The following is a 19,025-nucleotide window of genomic DNA, read 5'->3' as shown; positions in this document are numbered from 1 at the left end:
TGTCGTTCGTGTGCGGTTCTGTTTCCGGTGCCGCTCGCGGTGCAAGCCGACACTGTCGTTCCTGGTCGTTTGGCCGATCTCAACGTTGCCATTAGTGTGAAGGTCTAACCCGTGTGAAGCATCGGGACCCAGGAGGTCGTATGCGTATTGGTGAGCTGGCGAAGATGACCGGGGTTCCTTCCCGGATGCTGCGGTATTACGAGGAACAGGGCCTGATCTCACCTCGTCGCCTGGAGAACGGGTACCGGACATATGACGAGTACCTGGTCGATCGGGTGCGGAAGATCCGTGGGCTGGTCGATTCCGGGATCCCGACGCGGATCATCTCGGACATCCTGCCGTGCCTGGACCAGCCGCAGGCCATCGTCGTGAGGAACGCCGAACCCGGGTTGCGGGAGCTGCTGGTGACGGAGCGGGACCGCATGACCGAAAAGATCGACTTCCTGATCCACAACCGGGACTCGATCACCCGGTACATCGAAGCGATCGACAGTGCCACCGTTTCTCCACGCCGGACGTCCAACGCCGGCTAGCTTTCGTCTGGTGCGGGTGGGGCCTTGCTGACGAACAGGGTGCCGATGACCGCACCGAGGGCGAGGATCGCGGCGACGGTGAAGGCCGCCTGTCCGGCGTCGATGCCCTGCGTGATGCTGAGGGCGCCTGTCTGGGTGACGTTCGCGCCGATGGTGAAGGCGGAGATGAGGATCGCGCCTCCCGCGGCTCCGGCCAACTGCTGGACGGTGGAGAACGCCGCCGTGCCGTGGGCGTACAGCTCGGTGGGCAGCGAGCCGAGGGCCGAGGTGGTCATGGGGGCCCACATCAGTGCCTGCGTTCCGGTGATCACCAGGTAGGTGCCCAGGGCCAGCCAGACGCTGGTGTTCTCGTCGATGGTGGTCAGGGACCAGATGGCCGCCGCCCAGATGATCGAGCCGGGGATCGCCAGGGGCTTCGGTCCGACCCTGTCGTAGATGCGTCCGCCGAGCGCGGAGACGATCGCGATCATCGCCCCGCCAGGGAAGAGGAACAGGCCCATCTGCAGGGTGTCCAGTCCGAGGACGGCCGTGAGGATGAGGGGCAGGACGAGGACGACGCCGAAGCCGTTCATCGCGACGAAGGTCATGACGATCGTGGGTAGGACGTAGGAGCGCGTCCTGAAGATCCGCATGTCCAGGAACGGGTCCCGGTAGCGCTGCAGGCGGACCTGACGGTGGACGAACGCGCCCACGCCGATGAGACCGATGAGGATCGGGATGGCGGGGGAGACCGGTGCGTGGCCGGAGACGGATTCGCCGATGGCTGCCAGCCCGAAGACCAGTCCGCCGAACCCGATGATCGACAGCGGCACGGACACCACGTCCAGGGTCACCCGCTCAGGTACGGTGACGTTCCGCAGCTTCACGGCCGCGAGAACCAGTGTCGCGACGATGATCGGCAGCATGAGGATGAACAGCCACCGCCAGGAAAGCTGGGACAGGATCAACCCGGAGAGTGCGGGCCCGACGGCCGGCGCGATCGCCGGGACCGCCGTGACGAGGGCCATCATCCTGCCCCGCCGCGAGACCGGCACCAGGCGCATGGTCGTCGTGATCAGCAGGGGTACGAACACCGCAGTACCGATTGCCTGAATGATCCGGCCGGCGAAGAGCACGCCGAAGCCAGGAGCGATCACAGCGATGGCCGTCCCGATCAGGAACAGCGTCATGGAAGCCAGGAAGATCGTGCGGGTGTGGAACCTGCGCATCACGAACCCGGTGGCGGGAATGAGCACGGCCAGGGTCAGCAGGTATCCCGTCGTCAGCCACTGACCGGTCGTCGGAGTGATGTCCAGATCGGTGATCAGTGTCGGCAGGGCAACGCCGAGCATCATCTCGTTCAGCAGGACGACGAAGGTCGAGACCATCAGCAGCCCGATGATCATCGCGCTACCCGGGGCCAACCGGTCTTCGAATGGAGCCGCAGGGGTGCCGACGGCCGGCCCAGGGGAGGCGGTTTCCAGCGTGGACTCGTTCGGACTGGCTATCGACATTGGGCTCTCCTGAAAGGCGTGAATGGGGAAGTCACCAGATCATCGTGCAACCTTGCCACTAGTGTGAAGGTCAAGTTCGCCGAGCGGATGTGACGGACTGCACTCTGCGGAGTGCGGTGCATTCGGTGTCGCTCCTTGACCTTGACACTGCTGGAAGGTTGGACACTGGGAGTGCTCAGTCACTCCACGGAAGGATTTTCATGAGAATCGGCATTCTCGGCGCAGGCTCAATCGGTTCGACGCTGGCACGCAAGCTCGCTGCAGCAGGCCACGAGGTCAAGGTCGCCAACTCGCGCGGGCCGGAGACGATCGACTCCGACGTCCTCGCGACAGGCGCGACTGCAGTCGAAGCGTCCAGCGTGGTGCACGACGTCGAGGTCCTCATCACTTCGATCCCGCTCAGCGCCATGCCGGCGATCAAGCCCCTCGTCGCAGAGCTTCCCGCGGATGTCGTCGTCATCGACACGTCGAACTACTACCCAGCCAGGGACGGGCAGCTACAGGCCCTCGATGAGGGACAGGCCGAAAGTGTCTGGGTCGCCGAGCAGATCGGCCGTCCCGTCGTGAAAGCGTGGAACGCGATCCTCTCCGGGACCTTCGAAGCCAAAGGGCTCGCAGCAGGACAACCAGGCCGTCTCGCCATCCCCGTGGCAGCCGACCACGAGGCGGATCAGCAGACTGCGATGAGCCTGGTGGAGGAAACCGGCTTCGATGCCGTCTACGCCGGCCGTCTTTCTGATTCCTGGCGCCAGCAACCCGGTGCGCCCGCCTACTGCACCGAACTCACCCGTGACGAGCTTCCCGACGCCCTGGCTCGCGCGGACAGGGACGTCCTGCCCGGTCGGCGTGATCAGGCCATGGCGACCATCGGCGAGAAGTTCGACTCGCTCACCACCGATGACATCGTCGCCCTCAACCGAACGACCTACGCCTGGCGAGGCTGACCGGCTTCGCTGCAGCTCGCCGCCGTGATCACGCAGGATCTGGATGACAGAACACAGATCCTTCGATCGTGTTTCTCATGGATCGTACGGTTCGGTCGGTAGTTCATCTGCGCAAGATCGGGTGGTGGAACGAAGTGGCTGCCGGTGGGGACTTCAGGATGTACGGTGCACTCAGGACCTGCTGGTCTGCGGCCTCTCGTGCTGCAGATGCGCCAGGGAAGTGCTCGTCCTTCGCCCCGCGGAGGACCCCGTTCTAGAGATCGGTGGGTGTCATGGATTCGGCATTGTCTGCTGTGCGCGATCAGGTGTTCCGGCGTAACCCGGGTGAGACGGAGTTCCATCAGGCTGTGGTCGAGGTCTTCGACTCACTGGGGCCGGTGTTGAGAAAACACCCCGAGTTCGTCGATGCGGCGGTGCTGGAGCGGTTGTGCGAACCCGAGCGGCAGATCATCTTCCGGGTTCCCTGGGTCAATGATGCCGGGACCGTGCAGATCAACCGCGGGTTCCGGGTGGAGTTCAATTCCGCCTTGGGACCTTTCAAGGGCGGCCTGCGATTTCACCCCTCGGTGTACCTGGGGATCGTGAAGTTCCTCGGTTTCGAGCAGGTCTTCAAGAATGCGCTCACCGGGATGCCGATCGGCGGGGGAAAGGGCGGCTCGGATTTCGACCCCAAGGGCAAGTCGGATGCGGAGGTCATGCGGTTCTGCCAGTCCTTCATGACGGAGTTGTACCGGCATATCGGCGAATACACAGACGTCCCCGCCGGTGATATCGGGGTCGGCGGACGGGAGATCGGTTACCTGTTCGGGCAGTACAAGAGGATCACGAACCGGTATGAGTCAGGGGTGCTGACCGGCAAGGGGATCAGTTGGGGAGGATCACTGGTCCGTCCGGAGGCGACAGGTTACGGAGCGGTCTTGTTCGCTCGTGAGATGCTTCGGGCGCAGGGACTCGACTTCGAGGGACAGCGGGTCATCGTGTCCGGTTCGGGCAACGTCGCTGTTCACGCCATTGCGAAGGCACAGCACTTCGGTGCGAGCGTCGTCGCCTGTTCGGACTCCTCCGGATATGTCGTGGACGAGGCGGGCGTCGATGTGGACCTGCTGCGTGAGGTGAAGGAGCATGAGCGCGGACGGATCTCCGAGTACGCGCGGCGTCGAGGATCTGGTGCGCACTTCGTAGCGGGTGGGTCGATCTGGGATGTAGGTGCGACCGTCGCCCTGCCGTGCGCGACGCAGAATGAACTCGACGAAGCAGCAGCAGGGGCGCTCATCCGCTCCGAGGTGCTGGCGGTTGCAGAAGGGGCGAATATGCCGTGCACTCCTCAGGCCGTCGAAGCCTTCCAGCAGGCCGGTGTGCTGTTCGGTCCCGGCAAGGCTGCCAACGCCGGTGGTGTTGCAACCTCCGCACTGGAGATGCAGCAGAACGCCAGCCGCGATTCCTGGACCTTCGAACACACCGAACAGCGCCTCACCGAGATCATGGTGGGCATCCATGACAGGTGCGCGGCGACAGCGGAGGAGTACGGCCTCCCGGGAGACTATGTAGCAGGCGCCAATATCAGCGGCTTCGTGAAGGTCGCGGACGCCATGCTTGCGCTCGGAGTGGTTTGACGTCGCCGGGTCCATCCAGTCCGGCAGGGACCGGACGAGGGTGTCAGGAGTTCGTGCAGTACATCGTTCGGTGGCCTCCTACAGGATGAAAGCAAAGCGTTACAGTCGCGCCACATTCGGAGTGCAGGTTCACGGTGTGATTGCCTTCACAGGCCGAACGCGGTTCAGTTGACGAATGCACATTCAGATGACACTTCCCAAAACGACGGTTGCCGAGGACGTCGGGTGGCTCGCAGCCATCGATGAGGCAATCAACACGGCTTTCGCGAAGCCCACCGAGATCTTCTCCAGCATCGTGTTCTTCCCGATCACGATCGGGGATGTCAGTTTCCCCGCCGTGGTGGCGTGGCTCATCCTCGCCGGCATCATCTTCACGATCTACTTCGGGGTCCCGCAGCTGCGCGGCCTCAAGGTCGGGTACGAGGTGGTCCGCGGTCGCTACTCCTCGAAGAACGACCCAGGCGAGGTGCCTCACTTCCAGGCGCTCACATCGGCGCTCTCCGGCACTGTCGGGCTCGGCAACATCGCCGGCGTGGGTGCGGCGATGGCCCTCGGTGGCCCAGGGGCCACGTTCTGGATGATCTGTGCCGGACTCATCGGCATGGCGACAAAATTCGCCGAGTGTACGCTCGGCGTGAAGTACCGCGAGGTCCACGAGGACGGCACTGTCAGCGGCGGTCCCTTCAAGTACCTCCCCATCGCCTTCCACAAGCTCGGCCGCATCCCGGCGAAGATCCTCACCGGGATCTTCGCCGTCGCGATCCTCATCTTCGGCATCGCCGGCGGCAACATGTTCCAGGCCAACCAGACGTTCGCTCAGGTGCAGAACGTCACGGGTGGTGCCGACGGCTTCCTTGGCAGCGCCGGAGCCGCCCTCATCTTCGGGCTGGTCCTCGCCTTCTTCGTTGCCATCGTGATCCTCGGCGGCATCAAGTCCATCGGCGCCACGACGTCGCGTCTCGTCCCGGCGATGGGCGGCATCTACGTCCTGGCATGCCTGTTCGTCATCATCGTCAATATCGACCAAGTACCTGCCGCGATCGGCGCCATCATCAGCGGCGCCTTCAATCCGCAGGGCATCGCGGGCGGCATCCTCGGCGTGCTGATCGTCGGTTTCCAGCGGGCATCGTTCTCCAACGAGGCCGGTATCGGTTCCGCGGCCATCGCGCACTCCGCCGTGAAGACCCGCCGCCCGGTCAGCGAGGGCTTCGTGGCTCTCTACGAGCCGCTGGTCGACACCGTGCTCATCTGTACCATGACGGCGCTCGCGATCGTCATCGCGGGAGCCCCCAGCTTCCAGGCCGGTATTGACCAGGTGCAGGGCGGAGGAGACGTGCCCGACGGCGTGATCCTCACCTCGGACGCGTTCGCCACCGTCCTTCCCTGGTTCCCGATCGTCCTCGCCATCGCGGTCGTCCTCTTCGCCTACTCCACGCTGATCACCTGGTCCTACTACGGGCTCAAGGCGTGGGAGTTCCTGTTCGGTCGCGGAAAGACGGCGGAGATCACGTACAAGATCGTCTTCCTGTTCTTCACCGTTGCGGGCTGTGTCCTCACGTTCAGCCAGGTCATCAGCTTCGCCGATGCCGCACTGTTCGTCTGCGCATTCGTGAACCTGCTCGGCGTCTACTTCCTGCTCCCCGTGATCAAGCGGGAGATGCGTGAATACCTCGCCGACCGCAAGAGCGGCAAGCTCCTCATCCTCGGAATCGAGAACGACGAGCTCCAGGCGGAGAAGTAGCCATCGCTCGGTCAGTGAAGGGTGCGTGACGGCCGTTTAGGTCGACGACTGCAGAGCAGAACGCTCTGCTCAGATCGCCCTTTGGGGGTCCTTCCGCGCAGGCGTTCCAGGACGGGATAGCTCGCCCTGGAACGCCTGCGCCGGCCCTGCACTGGACATCAGAGCCGCGCGACACTCACACCGGCGATGAACAGCCCGACCACCATGAGGGTGACCCCGGTGATCGTCTTGCTGTGGCGCTGCATCCACGCATCCAGCCCGGTCAGCATCGCGCTCGCGCGCTCGGGCCTGCGCATCTGGAGGAGGATCGGCACGAGGATCTGTGACTGAGCAACGAGGACATAGCCGAGAACCACCAGCGTCCCGGCCAGCAGCGGAAGGCCCTGAAGGCCGATGAGGGCACCCGCGGTCAGCGAGAGCAGGATCGCTTTCGGCCGCAGGTTCAGGGCGACACCCAGGGCCACGAACTCCCACGGACGGGCCGAGGCGACCCGGGTGCGCAGTCTGCCCAGCGCTGCACTGTTCGTCGTGCTCCTGCGCGACAGGACGTAGACGGCGTAGGCGATCACGAGAACCGCCGCGGTGACGCCGACCACGGCCAGCGTGACGTTCTGGTCCGCACTCTCCCGGACCGGCAGGAAGCGCAGTCCCAAAGTCGCACCGCCCACGAGCAGGACGGCGCCGACGACGCTCCCCATAAGGAACGCTAGAGCACCCCGTTGGGCCCTTGGGGAGAGCAGGATGATGATGGTCACGCTGGCTGGCACTGTGCTCATTGCACCCGCGAGCGCGACCGGCACAAGGCTGATCAGCAGACTCAGCATGCCGCACTCGCGCCGTACTTGTTGAGTTCAGGGGGAAACATCATGTCTTCCCCTCTCCGGGCGACGGGCGCCGTGCCCCCCATTGTGCCCGCCTGGTCCTGATCTCACTGTCCTCGTCCTTGAGGATCTCCTCGAGAGCTGTCCTGTCCCCGGTCATCGCCCTCCGCCAGGCCGCCGTGGGGTCGGCATCGATCAGGACCGCCCGCACGAGCAGCGTGAGCGGTACGGCCAGGATGGCGCCGATCGGCCCGAGGATCAGCGCCCAGAAGAGTACCGAGACGAAGGTCAGGGTCTCGCTGAGCGACACTGCGTTGCCGATGTATTTGGGCTGGATGATCGACTGGATGGCGCTGTTGATTACCCCGTAAACGATGATGACCCCGACGGCGGTCGGCCAGCCTCCGCTGAGGAACCCGAAGAACAGTGGAGGAATGATGGCGATGAAATAGCCGACGTTGGGGATGAAGCTGCAGATGAAGGAGAGCAGACCCCAGAGGAGGGCGCCGGGCACCTGAAGGATGACGAGCACGACCCAGTTGAACGCACCCTGTGCGACCCCGAGCACGGTCGTCGCGACCATATACCGGCGAACCCCGGCCGCGAACCCGACCAGCGCAGACACGAGCGCCGGTCGGTGGGGATTCAGGTAGGTGAGGAGTGCCGGCACCCGAGATCCGTCGACCGCCATGAGGATCAGCATCGTGAGGACCACCACGAGAGCGCTCACGATGCCTGTGACACTGCCCAGCAGGCCGTTGATGAAGCCCATGATCCGGCCGGGCGTGAACCCTTCCCGCACCGCATCCGATTGTTCCGCACCGAAACCGGCGGACGCCAGCATCGCGGAGACAGCAGCGCCGGCCCGCTCGAGCTGCGGCGCGAACTGGGGGAGGAGCGAGGAGAACTGCCCGAGAGCCAAGATGAGGACGGCGGCGAAGGCGACGAGGAGGGCGAACACGGCAGCGATCGACGCGGCAGTGGCCACGCCGCGCTGAACCCCGCGCCGGTGCATCCGGGTCTGAAGCGGATGTACGCAGAGGGTGAGGACGAAAGCGAGGAACACCGGGCTAACGACCCCTCTGATCGCGGCCATGCCGAAGGCCGCTACCGTCGCTCCTGCCAGGGCGAGCAGGAGCGTGGTGCCCCGGGGGACCAGGGATCGTGGTTCGGCAGCGGGTTGTTCCGGCGCCATGGGATTCTCCTTCTACTGCAGTGACGCGGTGAGCCGTGCGAGGTTGTCGAACGCCTTCTGCTTCCGCGGCCGGCGGAGACGAACAACTCGACGTCGAGCCCCCGGAGCCGGGGCCATCGCGATGGCCACGAGGATTGATTCGTCCGGGACGAAGTAGGGGCTGATGATGTTGATGCGGTGCTCGGCCTTGTCAATCAGCGCGGTGTACAGCTTCAGGTTGTTCTCGCTGTCGAAGCTGTGCCCGCTCGGCAGCACCTGCACATCGAGGAGTGGCGCCCCATGCCCGGCAGCGACCGGGAAGGTCTTCACCGACAGCTCCTCTGATTCGCTGTACCAGTCGGTGACAAAGACCGCATCGAGGTCACCCACGATGGGCCCCTCAACCCGGAGCCTCAGTTCCCGCCAGCTGAGGCCGCGTTTCCTGTTGATCGCTCGGTTGTAGCTGGAATCCACGAGGATCTGTGAGTTCATGGACCCGACCGCGCCGTCGACGACGATCTTCGTGTGAGTGCGCGGATCCGGGCGCTGCCTCTTCCCGTTCAACGGTATGAGCGGCAGCATCGGGTGGTACGTCACGACGGCGCTTCGCAGGAACTCGAGGGTCTCCTTTCGCCCGGGGTACATGAGGGTGGCGAGGTGATCGGACGTCATCCTCACCTGGACTTTCCGCCCCCGGGCGATCGCGGACGACGGCCGGCGGTTCGTGGACAGGAGTACCGCCGCCACTGCGATCAGGACGAGGTGGATGACCAGCACGAGGAGGGCGGCCCTCTCCGGGTCCTGGAAATATGCGAGCACCGAGCACCCCCGGATCCTGACGACCGTGTCGCAGCCCATCTAACCGCACGCAAGCGCTGTTTTCATTGTCTATGCGGGACGTCGCCCGGGTCTCACCCCTTAAGGATGAGAGAGGCGACGGGCCTGTGATCTGAATTACCGGTCGCATTGGCTCCATCACCCGGCTGCGGCGGTCCGAGGGCTACGGTGACCATGACCTGACGGTAGGACCTCAGACGCCCGGCGCTGTTCGTGCACATCGATCGTGGCATGCAGCCCCGATTACTCGTCGCCTCTGGTGTTCCTTGCGGCCATGACCTTCCAGGTCCGCCTGGCGGCCCGCTCGACTGCACCCGTGGTTCGCGCTGTCGAGGCCGTGGTGCAAACTGTCGTGCTCGTCCTCCGTCTGCTCTCGATACTTCATGGGGCCATGTCCGCCTCCTCGGAGTGGTCGCTTCACGGATCACTCGGCGTTCAGCACTGGACCTCCTTCGCGAGTTCACGATCAGCGGCGGCGATCGCAGCCATCCGGTCCTCGGCGACCGCCATGGCGGTCCGGTCCACGGCTGATGCAGCGATTATGGTGCCGCCGAGCAGTGCGGTCTGCACAGGGAGGAAATTCGCAGATCATCCTGCGCGGGTGAGGCCTGGGCGCGTGAGTGCAGCGAGTATTCAAGGGCCGCAGTTCCGGGACCGGAGGGAGCGTCACATGGAGGACGAACGGAGGCGACCGGAAGCCACCCCTTGCGTCGCCGCTGTGCCATTAGGGGCGGACACCGAGACGGCGAAGCCATGAGTACCGAGAGTGAGGAGCTCATCCGCCCAAGGTCGCAGGTCGCCGAGTTCCAGCGCGACATCGCCGGCAAGGTCACCGCACAGGTCACTGCTGCGACGGATATTGAGGGAGCCGCCCGCGAGGCCCTGACTGAACTGACGCGCGAGACGGACCAGGTTGCTCCGTGCACCTCGCCCCACGTGCAGGGACAGAAGTGACGCCGCTATGAAGCGGACCGAGGCCACCGACACCGCCGGGGAGACCCCGGTGTTCCGGGCCCACCTGATCCTCGCCTTCCCCGCGATCGTCGTCGGCGCCGTCTCCGCCCTCGGGCTGTTCGCCGTCGAAGAACTCGCGCACGCAGTCGAACACCTGCTGTGGGAGACCCTCCCCGGCACATGGAACGTGAACCCGGCGTCCGGGTGGTGGATCTTCGGAATCCTCACTCTGACCGGTGTAGTGATCGGGCTGATCGTGCAGTTCGCTCCCGGGCACGGAGGTACGGACTCGGCGACGACAGAGCTCATCGCACCGCCGCTGCGGCTGGCCGCCATCCCGAGCCTGCTGGCGGTCACGGTGATCGGCCTGGCAGGGGGCGTCAGCCTCGGGCCGGAGATCCCCATCATCGCGTTCAACACGGCCATCCTCGTGGCGCTCGTGAGCCGGCTGTGGCCGGGCATCGGCGTCGACCTCGTGGTCATGGTCACCGCCGCGGGTACCATCGGCGCGCTCTTCGGGACGCCGGTCGCGGCAGCACTCGTCTTCACGGGCGTCGTTGCCGGATTCGCGGGCGGGGGAGCGCTCTGGGACCGCCTCTTCATCCCGCTGGTCGCCGCAGGGGCGGGGACCATCACGATGCGGTGGCTCGACGGTCCCCAACTTCCCGATGCCGGATTTCCGACGCTCGGCATCCCCGGTGCCGCCGACCTGGTGGCCGGAATAGGTGTCACCGTCGGAGCCACGCTCATTGGGCTCGGCGCCGTCTACGCGTTCCCGCACGCGCACCGCTTCTTCCACGGACTGAGGAATCCCGCGGTCTACATCGCTCTCGGAGGGGTGGTCCTGGGTGTTCTCGGGGTCTTCGGCGGTTCCGTGACCCTCTTCAAGGGCGCCGACCAGATGGGGGAGCTGATGCGCAACCAGGCCGACTACTCTGGCCTGGACCTGGGCCTCATCATCGCGGTGAAACTCGCAGCACTCGTCGTGGCCGCCGCCGCGGGCTTCCGGGGTGGCCGCATCTTCCCGGCGGTGTTCATCGGCACCGCGGCGGGCCTGGTGGCCTGCGCGCTTTTCCCGTCGATCCCGCTCGGACTGGCGCTGGCCTGCGGGATCCTCGGCGTCGTGCTGCCCGTCGCGCGCGACGGCTGGATCGCCCTGTTCATCGCCGTCGTGGTGGTCGGGGACCCCACCATACTCCCCGTCCTCTGCGTCGCGATCCTGCCGGCTTGGCTCCTCGTGTCCCGGGCACCCGAGATGCTGATCCACACGAAGACACCCGGCGAGGGCAAGGACGCACCGGTCGCGCCGCAGTAGGACTGGCAACCGATCGAACGCTACCGATCAGGGCGTTTCCCGGACGCAGCCCGGCGGCTCCGAATTACCGCTGATGGTGAAGTCCTTGCATGTCAAAAACGCGGCGTGGTTCCGGCCCAACACGAAACACGTGGCGGCGATGGCCATCTCGGCTGCAACGACGATGAAGCGCCAGGTCAGAGGTAGGTCGTCCCCGAACTCGGGCAAGACGATCCGCGCCAGAACCCAGACGGTGGCGGGGAATCCGAGGATGGCGACTGTACCGCCAAGAGTGTCAATCACCGGTCCGAGAAAGCCGCGGTCGCCCCGGAGGAAGATGGCGAGCACCAGCCACAGCGTGGGGACCGACAGGGCCGCCGCCTTGGCGACCCGATGGGGATCGTCGTGGCACCGTATGAGGACGACCAAGAGCGCTGCCGTCGCGGCAGCCCACACACCCAGGATCTGTTCGAAGAACAGCACCCCCCAGGCGCCGAGGGTGAAGGAGGACCACCAGACGGCGATGCTCATGCCCACGGCCACGACGGCGATGGGCCGGGAGGACCTCCTCGCGGTCGGGTTCGGGTTCATTCAACGGCACGGTCACGGCGGGCCGCTTCCGGTAGGCGGTGCGGATGTCCCGGGTGCTCGCCCTCATCCTCGCGGCGCGCCCGTGCGTTGTCCGCATCTCCGAAGGATGAGCCGGCCCTCTCGACCGGGGCCGACGCGATGCCCTATCCCGCGCTATAAGGACCGTAAGACACGTTCCTTTTGGTGAGTGCCGAAGGTTGACCATCACTTCTATAGACCAGGAAGCTCTAGTTCCTAGGGTTGTGCCATTGTTGATGAACCGATCACCACGAGCAAGCAAGGAAGCGCGCAAACTGGTCCTCCGGTTTTCCGAGCGTCGCCGGACCTACGAAGACACACACGGGGGCTCTGTGGTCCGGCTGCTGGCGCTACTCATCAACCCCCTGACGTCCGGCTTTTCATTCTCGTGGTGAACGCGCTCCTGCTGTGGCTGTCCGCCTGCTGTCCCGCACTGAGCCTCTAGGTCCGGCGGCCGGTTGGTGCTTGGCCGCGATCATCCGTTTCGGGTGAAGCACCAGGCGACGATGTGGGTCTACGGTCTGGCATGCGACTACTACAAGAGCGACCCGTACGAAGACAACCTGACGCACTCAGGGGACAGCGATTCCGACTGCGCGAGACGATGTGGCCGTCTGATGACCGGTCGGAGTCGACGTGACGACCAGCGGGCCGGGTCTACCTGGGTTTCAAGGCAGAGCGCGCCGGCTGCCCAGGCGGGCGGCCTCAACGTTGGCAGAACGTTGGACGCGGATCGACGGAGTCGATGTCTTCTACCGGGAATCAAGCGCCGCGCCCGATACCCGGACCGCTAGGACCGCCATGATGCACGTGCACGGCTTCGGCCTCTCAGGCCGGTACTTACTGCCGACGGCGGAACGTCTCCGCGACGAGTTCCACACCGTGGTTCCTGACCTCCCAGGATTCGGACGCAGCGGGAAGCCGACCGTGCCGCTCGACATACCCGGTCTCGCTGACGCGGCTGTCAGGTTCCTCGACGATCGTCACATCGCATCGGCCACACTCGTCGGCAACTCGATGGGTTGTCCGATCATCTGCGAGTTCGCCTACCGTCATCCTGAACGCGTGGAGCGGGCTGTCCTCGTCTCGCCGGCCGGGGGACTGCATAATCAGCCGTTACGACGCGCCATGCAGCAACTTGCTCGCGATGGTACACGCGAGCCGGTCGGGATGATGCGCGTGGCCGTCCCGGACTATCTCAGATTCGGTATCCCCAGCACTCTCCGAATGTTCCGTGCTCTCACTCAATACCCGACACTCGATCGGCTACTGGCCCTGAAGATCCCAACCCTTGTCGTCATCGGTGACCGAGATCCGCTGATGCCGAGCCCCGCCCGGGTCCGCGAGATCGCGAGCCGCACGAACAACAACGTCCTTATCGTCATCATCGGAGGGGCAGCGCACGCTATCAACTTCAGCAATCCGGGCGAGCTGGCTCACGTCATCAGCCAGTTCATGTCGAATCAACCGATCATCGACAATCCTGATGAGCCTGGCCACTCGCGCTCCTACGAGATTCACCGTGGAACCCCCCACCCGTGAGACGAGCCCTGAGCTGAAACGCTCTGGGAAGGCATATCACCACAAGAAAGGTGTTCGCTATGTCGCTGACGAGACGCGAACGGCATGCTTTGGCCGTTTTGGAACAGCAATTCGACCACAGTGATTCGTCGATGGACGTAGGATATGTTGCGCCCTGGTTCACGGCAGATACGCGCACCTCATGGGTTCGAGAAATAGTCCTCCTGCTCGTGTCCATCGTATTTTTCGTGGCTGGAGTTCTCACAACCCTTGCGATCCTGAGCGTTCTGGCTCTTGCTGCAGGTGCTGCCACGATTCTCTTCACAGGACACCGATTCCTATCCTGGCTCAACACGAATGCGTGCATGATGGACGCCGAGAAGCCCGAGACTCCTTGATGCTTTTCACGTTGCAGCCGCGGCTGAGTAGTCGTGTCAATGCAATTGGTGGGGGCGATCGAGCGCCGTTCGAAGCGCGTATAGGGAGGCTGGTCGCCGACGAACGGCACTCATAGCAGCTTGGTGGGGATCCGGGATCGCTTCTCGATCGAGGTGAGGGCCGAGGATGTTCCTCTGATCCTGACAATCGCGGTCGCGATCGACTCGTTGACCTAGGTCCTCCGCTCCATCGGTCAGCCTCTGGTCCGGTGAGCGCCGACTGGCTATCACGCTGAGCCCCGCGCCGGTGGCCGCCAGGCGGAGACGACTCCCGCGACCGCTATCACGAGGAACAGCTGACCCGTGATCGCCTCTGCGATGGCGACGCTCTGGACAAGGGCCCCGACCGGAACCAGATTGCCGTAGCCCGTCGTGGTCAGCGTGGTGAAGGAGAAGAACAGTTGGCTGCTCAGCGAATCGTTGTTACCGACGCCGAACAAGGGTTCTGTGGTCGTGAGCCCGATCAGGTTGTAGACGAAGGTGAAGATCATGCCGACCATGATGTACGCAGCGATGGAAGCAAGCAGCGTCTGGCCGTCGACCTGCTTTCGTCCTAACTGGTGGGAAATGATGATCGCCGGCGCGAGGAGATAAGCCACCAGTGATGCCGATGTGAGCAACACGTTGAGCAGCCGTCCTTCGAGGCCCTCGGTCAACACCACCACCAGAGCCAGCCCGGTCACCGCCAGTGCCACCCATCCGGTGTACCGGGCTCGCGCACTGACCTCAGCGACCTTGAGCGTGGCGGCGACGGTGCCGAGTTGCCACAACAGGGCGAAGACGCTCGGATACTGCGAACCCTGGATCGCGCAGAAGGTGTAGGAGAGTGCCAGGAGCACAAGCACTATCCAGTAGCCCGACAGCCAGATGGAGCGGCGGGGCTTCATCGGTGACCGCCGCTGGACGTCCGCGCCGCTGGGGGGTCAGCAACGAACCCGTCCGGCTCGAACGCGGGGCTCCGGGCATCCGACTGGTCCTCAATGCCGCGTGCGTTCGTGGAAAGGTCCATTTCCGTCATCCATCGGAACTCACCAACGGTCAACGACAGGGTATCGCCGGCGTTTTAGGCAGGTGGTGCTATCGCTCATATCTCATGCTTTTCGGGTGATCTTAATAGGGCAGTGCAGCCGCAGGCTTGCGGTGACCGGCCTCTCGATGGAGGAACCTATGGCGGATTCAGCGCATTCCGACCTGCTGCGGCGTATCGAAGAACTCGAGGCTGAGAACGCAGCGCTTCGTGAACGTAATCCCGCCCGACTGCCCGGGCACTCGACCTCCTCGACGAGCCCACCGATGGCAGCCCGAAGCTCGGATGCTTCATCTCGGAGTGAATCGACCGCCTGACGCACCGTGGCCTGATCAGGATGTCCTCGACGGCTTTCTCGAGTTCTTTTTCAGCAGCAGTGACGTCGGCGAGGCGGTCCGCGGCGACGTCCGCCGCAGCCCTCTCCATCTCGGTGTAGGTCGTTACAACCTCATCCCGACCCTCCCGGAGTTGCTCGATCCTGACCTCGGGGGTAAGGATCGTCACGAAATCGGTCACCGTGCCGTCAAAGGCCGTAGCAGTCTCACAGAGGCGTTCCACGTCGGCCTGATTCTGCCTGCTGCTGGTGCTCGGGCTGCTGCTGGTGCTCGGGCTGCTGCTGGAGCTTGGACTGCTGCTGGTGCTCGGACTTTCAGTGCTGCTCGGCGTACTGCTTGGCGCATCGGAACCGCAGCCCGTCAGCGCCATGACCGCTATTCCCGTCGCGGAGAGGCCGGCAAGAAGATGGTGTGATTTTGACACTGGAAGCTCCCTCGTAGGTCTACGCCCGTATCGCTGACGTCTGCCGGCCTCACTGACCGGCGGACGGCCGCTGCAGCAAGTGTTGGTCCGCCGAGCGGTGCCGACCTCACCTTTTCCGGATGAAAACCCGGGAGCAACTGACAAGCGACGCATATCGTGGGGCGGAAGTCGCTACGAGTGCGTTCCACCGAACTCACGTTTTCGCAGCATCGATCGCCTCTTGTAGTCGACTGCGTTCTTGGCGTGTGAGTCGCCTCTTCCGCTCTTCGCAGAACATTCTGCAGGTGGGATAGGTCCTCGATAAAGGAATATCTGCCCTGTCTTGCCCAATAGCGCTCTGCCGAGAAAGCAAAGCTTCGATCGGGAACTCCGACGAGCCGTGACTACTTCCCGAACGACTATCAGAAATCGACAACTGATACCTGTCTATGCACCTACCGGAGCACTCGGATCTTCCAACGTGGCAGCTGTCGCTCAGGGCGGTCAGCCACGTCACCCTTCTGGGGTGGTATAACAGGCCGGGCATCGCCCTATCGTGAGCCATGATCCCTGAACGGTGATACCCCAAGACGGACCACGTGAGGGCAGACAGATGGATCCGGTACTCAGCACGAACCTTGCGTGGATCATCGGGGTGTTCGCACACCTTGCTGTTTGCATCATCGCGCTCATCATCATCCCCAGGCGGCGCAAGCCCACCGCGGCAATGGCTTGGCTTCTGGCCATCGCGCTACTCCCGCTCATTGGCGTGGTACTCTACCTCGTCATCGGCTCGACCAAACTCCCGAAGCGACGCCGTGCGGAACAGACGCGGATCACCGCTCTGATCGCTGCCGCTGCAGAAGGACTGGATCTCACCCCGCAACGGGACAGCTGGCCAGAGTGGTTCGCCAATTCCACCCGGCAGAACCAATTGCTCGGCGGCATCCCGATTGTGGGCGGCAACACCGGTACTCTCCTGGCGGATTACCGACAGTCCATGGACTCCATGGCCGCGGAGATCGATACTGCCTCACAATTCGTGCACGTGGAGTTCTTCATCGTGTCCTTCGACGAAACGACCAAAAGCTTCTTCGCAGCCATGGAAGCCGCCGTTCGCCGTGGGGTAACAGTGCGTTTACTCGCCGACCACATCTCCTCCGTCAAAGCGGCGCACAGCAAGGAGACCTTTGCTGAACTCGACCGCATCGGCGTGCAGTGGAGCTACATGCTGCCGGTGATGCCCCTAAAAGGTAAGTATCAACGACCCGACCTCCGCAACCACCGGAAGCTTGTGGTGGTCGACGGGCGGGTGGCCTTCATGGGCTCCCAGAACCTGATCGACCGCAGCTACAACACCCCGAAGAACCTCAAACGCGGTCTGCGATGGCAGGAGCTAATGACACGGCTCGAGGGACCGGTGGTGACATGCTTGAATGCCGTGTTCCACTCCGACTGGTTGACCGAGACCGGGGAACACCTCGACCCCGCATCGCCCAGAGCGAATCTGCCCATTCGTACGACCACCTTCAACCGGTCCCCGGATGCGATCGAATGCCAGGTGGTGCCAAGCGGGCCGTCCTACGATACCGAGAACAACCTGCACCTCTTCCTGTCCCTGCTGTACGGGGCATCGAAACGAGCGATTATCACGAGCCCGTACTTCGTACCCGACGAGGCGATGATGTACGCCATCACGTCCGCCTGCCAGCGCGGCCTCGACGTCCAACTCTTCGTCTCAGAGATCGGCGATCAAGGTCCGGTCCTCCATGCCCAGCGTTCCTACTACGGCGATCTCCTCGATGCCGGGGTACGGATCTTCCGCTACCCGGCGCCGTACATCCTGCATGCGAAGCACCTGTCGATCGACGACGACATCGCGGTCATCGGATCCAGCAACATGGACATCCGTTCCTTCAGCCTGAATCTCGAAGTGTCGCTCGTGGTGCGCGGACGCGTCTTCGTGCAACAGATGCGCGAAGTCGAGGAGCACTATCGATCAGTCTCAAGCGAATTGACCCGCGAAGAATGGGCACAGGAACCGCTTTCTTCGACCTCCCTCGACGGTGTCGCACGGCTGACGTCGGCACTGCAATAGCACTACGAGGGCGGAACATCACCCTCGTAGGAGGGGGCCGAAGGCGAGACGCTGATGGATCGCGACTGGTCCGGCCCCAATCGGCGCCTTGGTCCGCGCCTGTCGGACGACAGCAGACCGGCGAGAGCATTTAAGCCGACAACGGCTGACGCCCAATCGCATTCACCGGGGCGATCTTCAGCCACTAGAACTCCAGGTCGCGGGCGAGGAGATGACGCAACGCGCCGATCGACTCCCGAGCGGGTCCGGTAGGACGCATTCGGCCTGCTGAGCTCCGTCGACGTCACTGATCTTCCACACTGAGAGAGTTGCCGTCAGGGTCCCTTTCCTGCGCGTCGCCGACTTGTTCCGGCGTGGCTCGTACGCTCGCCCCTGCAGCAGGGCAACTCATCATCGTTTGAGGGTGACTTCGGTAGCCGCAAGCTCACCCGGCCGGCACCGCATCGGCACGGACCTTCATCAGGATGTGTAGAGGATCGACGCCGAACTGGCTCCCGTCGCCACCTACCTAGGCCGGGAAGACGGCGGACCAGTCGCGCCTGATGCTGATCACCGTCCAGGCGGCTGTGTCCGCGCGCTCCAGCGCCCGCTCCGCGCCGGCGGCGTAGCCGAATTCGCGGTCGGCGTCGTCGTGGTGCACGAGCAGCCGGAGGAATGGCATGTCCTGGTGCTGCATGTAATCGAGCACGGGGATGTGACCGTTCGAGTTGCCCGCGGCAAGCAATGGTCGGCGGCCGACGCGGCTCCAGATGCGGATGGGCTTCTGGGGGCCATCGTCGAGGTAGTCGGCCTCGGGCCTGCAGGTGATCGTGCCGCCGTCCTCGTCGGCGATTTATTCCAGCGCGGTTGCGCTCCCGATGACGCGCTCGCGCGGGATGCCGTAGACCTCCTGGCTGATGGGCCGCATAAAGTGACGCCCGCCGCCCGAAGCGATGTAGTTCGAGAAACCGTTGGCTTCGAGGTACGCAAGCAGCTCGATCATCGGCACATACGCGCACTTCAGGTACGAGCGGTCGAGCGTCGGATGCCGCGCTGTCCGCAGGAACGTGTCGGACTTCGCCTCGAAGTCGGTGACGGTGATCCCGGCGAACGCTGCAAGCACACCGCCCAGCAGTGTGCGCACGTTGGTCTCATCGCCCGCGTAGTGCTCGGCCAGCACCTGCCCAGCCAACCGTCGTCGCGTTCATACGC

Annotated in this window: 19 protein-coding genes; 9 read left to right on the top strand and 10 right to left on the bottom strand. The window is 64.1% G+C overall.

The features are described from left to right. Window positions 1–140: 140 nt before the first annotated feature. A complete protein-coding gene (locus tag AC4D2O_RS06665; RefSeq protein ID WP_490906028.1) occupies window positions 141–533 on the top strand; it encodes a MerR family transcriptional regulator in 393 nt (130 codons plus the stop codon). On the opposite strand, the gene AC4D2O_RS06660 is transcribed toward AC4D2O_RS06665, so the two are convergent. After that, the gene (locus AC4D2O_RS06660) at window positions 530–2,026 is read right to left on the bottom strand and encodes a DHA2 family efflux MFS transporter permease subunit (RefSeq protein ID WP_490906027.1); all 1,497 of its coding nucleotides are present in this window, start codon (window positions 2,024–2,026) and stop codon (window positions 530–532) included. The genes AC4D2O_RS06665 and AC4D2O_RS06660 overlap by 4 nt on opposite strands. A gap of 200 nt (window positions 2,027–2,226) precedes the next feature. On the opposite strand from AC4D2O_RS06660, the gene AC4D2O_RS06655 reads away from it, so the two are divergent. The 3 genes from AC4D2O_RS06655 to AC4D2O_RS06645 all read left to right on the top strand — a co-directional run bounded on the left by AC4D2O_RS06655 (window position 2,227) and on the right by AC4D2O_RS06645 (window position 6,324). Further along, window positions 2,227–2,970 (top strand): NADPH-dependent F420 reductase, encoded by a 744-nt coding sequence (locus AC4D2O_RS06655; protein WP_490906026.1) that lies wholly within the window; start codon window positions 2,227–2,229, stop codon window positions 2,968–2,970. 272 nt (window positions 2,971–3,242) lie between these two features. Next, the gene (gene gdhA / locus AC4D2O_RS06650; protein ID WP_490906025.1) at window positions 3,243–4,583 is read left to right on the top strand and encodes an NADP-specific glutamate dehydrogenase; all 1,341 of its coding nucleotides are present in this window, start codon (window positions 3,243–3,245) and stop codon (window positions 4,581–4,583) included. Window positions 4,584–4,770: 187 nt separating this feature from the next. After that, a complete protein-coding gene (locus tag AC4D2O_RS06645; RefSeq protein ID WP_490906024.1) occupies window positions 4,771–6,324 on the top strand; it encodes an alanine/glycine:cation symporter family protein in 1,554 nt (517 codons plus the stop codon). 158 nt (window positions 6,325–6,482) lie between these two features. On the opposite strand, the gene AC4D2O_RS06640 is transcribed toward AC4D2O_RS06645, so the two are convergent. The 4 genes from AC4D2O_RS06640 to AC4D2O_RS06625 form a co-directional block, all read right to left on the bottom strand. After that, a complete protein-coding gene (locus AC4D2O_RS06640; protein ID WP_490906023.1) occupies window positions 6,483–7,148 on the bottom strand; it encodes a GAP family protein in 666 nt (221 codons plus the stop codon). 40 nt (window positions 7,149–7,188) lie between these two features. Continuing rightward, window positions 7,189–8,340 (bottom strand): AI-2E family transporter, encoded by a 1,152-nt coding sequence (locus AC4D2O_RS06635; protein ID WP_490906022.1) that lies wholly within the window; start codon window positions 8,338–8,340, stop codon window positions 7,189–7,191. A 12-nt stretch (window positions 8,341–8,352) separates the two neighbouring features. Further along, window positions 8,353–9,138 carry a phospholipase D-like domain-containing protein gene (locus AC4D2O_RS06630; protein WP_490906021.1) on the bottom strand — a complete coding sequence of 262 codons (786 nt, stop codon included), beginning with the start codon at window positions 9,136–9,138 and terminating at the stop codon, window positions 8,353–8,355. A 453-nt stretch (window positions 9,139–9,591) separates the two neighbouring features. Beyond that, window positions 9,592–9,726 (bottom strand): hypothetical protein, encoded by a 135-nt coding sequence (locus AC4D2O_RS06625; RefSeq protein ID WP_490906020.1) that lies wholly within the window; start codon window positions 9,724–9,726, stop codon window positions 9,592–9,594. Between the two features lie 183 nt (window positions 9,727–9,909). Here AC4D2O_RS06625 and AC4D2O_RS06620 point away from each other — a divergent pair, with 183 nt between their 5' ends. Together AC4D2O_RS06620 and AC4D2O_RS06615 are read left to right on the top strand one after the other, a co-directional pair. After that, window positions 9,910–10,110 (top strand): hypothetical protein, encoded by a 201-nt coding sequence (locus AC4D2O_RS06620; RefSeq protein ID WP_490906019.1) that lies wholly within the window; start codon window positions 9,910–9,912, stop codon window positions 10,108–10,110. A 7-nt stretch (window positions 10,111–10,117) separates the two neighbouring features. Then, entirely contained in the window at window positions 10,118–11,425 is a 1,308-nt protein-coding gene (locus tag AC4D2O_RS06615) for an ion channel protein (protein WP_490906018.1), read from the top strand. A 27-nt stretch (window positions 11,426–11,452) separates the two neighbouring features. On the opposite strand, the gene AC4D2O_RS06610 is transcribed toward AC4D2O_RS06615, so the two are convergent. Then, the gene (locus AC4D2O_RS06610) at window positions 11,453–11,935 is read right to left on the bottom strand and encodes a hypothetical protein (protein WP_490906017.1); all 483 of its coding nucleotides are present in this window, start codon (window positions 11,933–11,935) and stop codon (window positions 11,453–11,455) included. Window positions 11,936–12,814: 879 nt separating this feature from the next. On the opposite strand from AC4D2O_RS06610, the gene AC4D2O_RS06605 reads away from it, so the two are divergent. Together AC4D2O_RS06605 and AC4D2O_RS06600 are read left to right on the top strand one after the other, a co-directional pair. Next, a complete protein-coding gene (locus AC4D2O_RS06605) occupies window positions 12,815–13,555 on the top strand; it encodes an alpha/beta fold hydrolase (protein WP_490906016.1) in 741 nt (246 codons plus the stop codon). Between the two features lie 59 nt (window positions 13,556–13,614). Next, the gene (locus AC4D2O_RS06600; protein WP_490906015.1) at window positions 13,615–13,932 is read left to right on the top strand and encodes a DUF3040 domain-containing protein; all 318 of its coding nucleotides are present in this window, start codon (window positions 13,615–13,617) and stop codon (window positions 13,930–13,932) included. Between the two features lie 266 nt (window positions 13,933–14,198). Here the strand turns inward: AC4D2O_RS06600 and AC4D2O_RS06595 are convergent, their stop codons facing one another. Beyond that, the gene (locus tag AC4D2O_RS06595) at window positions 14,199–14,858 is read right to left on the bottom strand and encodes an ion channel (RefSeq protein ID WP_490906014.1); all 660 of its coding nucleotides are present in this window, start codon (window positions 14,856–14,858) and stop codon (window positions 14,199–14,201) included. Between the two features lie 278 nt (window positions 14,859–15,136). After that, a complete protein-coding gene (locus AC4D2O_RS06590; protein WP_490906013.1) occupies window positions 15,137–15,556 on the bottom strand; it encodes a hypothetical protein in 420 nt (139 codons plus the stop codon). A gap of 793 nt (window positions 15,557–16,349) precedes the next feature. Here AC4D2O_RS06590 and cls point away from each other — a divergent pair. Then, window positions 16,350–17,834 carry a cardiolipin synthase gene (cls, locus tag AC4D2O_RS06585; RefSeq protein WP_490906012.1) on the top strand — a complete coding sequence of 495 codons (1,485 nt, stop codon included), beginning with the start codon at window positions 16,350–16,352 and terminating at the stop codon, window positions 17,832–17,834. Between the two features lie 508 nt (window positions 17,835–18,342). On the opposite strand, the gene AC4D2O_RS06580 is transcribed toward cls, so the two are convergent. Then, window positions 18,343–18,510, bottom strand: a complete 168-nt coding sequence (locus tag AC4D2O_RS06580) for a hypothetical protein (protein ID WP_490906011.1) — start codon at window positions 18,508–18,510, stop codon at window positions 18,343–18,345. A gap of 156 nt (window positions 18,511–18,666) precedes the next feature. Next, entirely contained in the window at window positions 18,667–18,993 is a 327-nt protein-coding gene (locus AC4D2O_RS06575) for an HAD family hydrolase (RefSeq protein WP_490906010.1), read from the bottom strand. Window positions 18,994–19,025 lie beyond the last annotated feature (32 nt).

The sequence above is a fragment of the Arthrobacter sp. TJ-238 genome (assembly GCF_058269215.1).
This window is presented reverse-complemented; position numbering and strand designations above follow the sequence as displayed.

What these genes read in the sequence shown, in the direction of transcription:
- AC4D2O_RS06665 (WP_490906028.1), top strand. Translation starts at nt 141, where the DNA reads ATGCGTATTGGTGAGCTGGCGAAGATGACCGGGGTTCCTTCCCGGATG.
- AC4D2O_RS06660 (WP_490906027.1), bottom strand. Translation starts at nt 2,026, where the DNA reads ATGTCGATAGCCAGTCCGAACGAGTCCACGCTGGAAACCGCCTCCCCT.
- AC4D2O_RS06655 (WP_490906026.1), top strand. Translation starts at nt 2,227, where the DNA reads ATGAGAATCGGCATTCTCGGCGCAGGCTCAATCGGTTCGACGCTGGCA.
- gdhA (WP_490906025.1), top strand. Translation starts at nt 3,243, where the DNA reads ATGGATTCGGCATTGTCTGCTGTGCGCGATCAGGTGTTCCGGCGTAAC.
- AC4D2O_RS06645 (WP_490906024.1), top strand. Translation starts at nt 4,771, where the DNA reads ATGACACTTCCCAAAACGACGGTTGCCGAGGACGTCGGGTGGCTCGCA.
- AC4D2O_RS06640 (WP_490906023.1), bottom strand. Translation starts at nt 7,148, where the DNA reads ATGCTGAGTCTGCTGATCAGCCTTGTGCCGGTCGCGCTCGCGGGTGCA.
- AC4D2O_RS06635 (WP_490906022.1), bottom strand. Translation starts at nt 8,340, where the DNA reads ATGGCGCCGGAACAACCCGCTGCCGAACCACGATCCCTGGTCCCCCGG.
- AC4D2O_RS06620 (WP_490906019.1), top strand. Translation starts at nt 9,910, where the DNA reads ATGAGTACCGAGAGTGAGGAGCTCATCCGCCCAAGGTCGCAGGTCGCC.
- AC4D2O_RS06615 (WP_490906018.1), top strand. Translation starts at nt 10,118, where the DNA reads ATGAAGCGGACCGAGGCCACCGACACCGCCGGGGAGACCCCGGTGTTC.
- AC4D2O_RS06610 (WP_490906017.1), bottom strand. Translation starts at nt 11,935, where the DNA reads ATGAGCATCGCCGTCTGGTGGTCCTCCTTCACCCTCGGCGCCTGGGGG.
- AC4D2O_RS06605 (WP_490906016.1), top strand. Translation starts at nt 12,815, where the DNA reads ATGATGCACGTGCACGGCTTCGGCCTCTCAGGCCGGTACTTACTGCCG.
- AC4D2O_RS06600 (WP_490906015.1), top strand. Translation starts at nt 13,615, where the DNA reads ATGTCGCTGACGAGACGCGAACGGCATGCTTTGGCCGTTTTGGAACAG.
- AC4D2O_RS06595 (WP_490906014.1), bottom strand. Translation starts at nt 14,858, where the DNA reads ATGAAGCCCCGCCGCTCCATCTGGCTGTCGGGCTACTGGATAGTGCTT.
- cls (WP_490906012.1), top strand. Translation starts at nt 16,350, where the DNA reads ATGGATCCGGTACTCAGCACGAACCTTGCGTGGATCATCGGGGTGTTC.
- AC4D2O_RS06580 (WP_490906011.1), bottom strand. Translation starts at nt 18,510, where the DNA reads ATGCAGCACCAGGACATGCCATTCCTCCGGCTGCTCGTGCACCACGAC.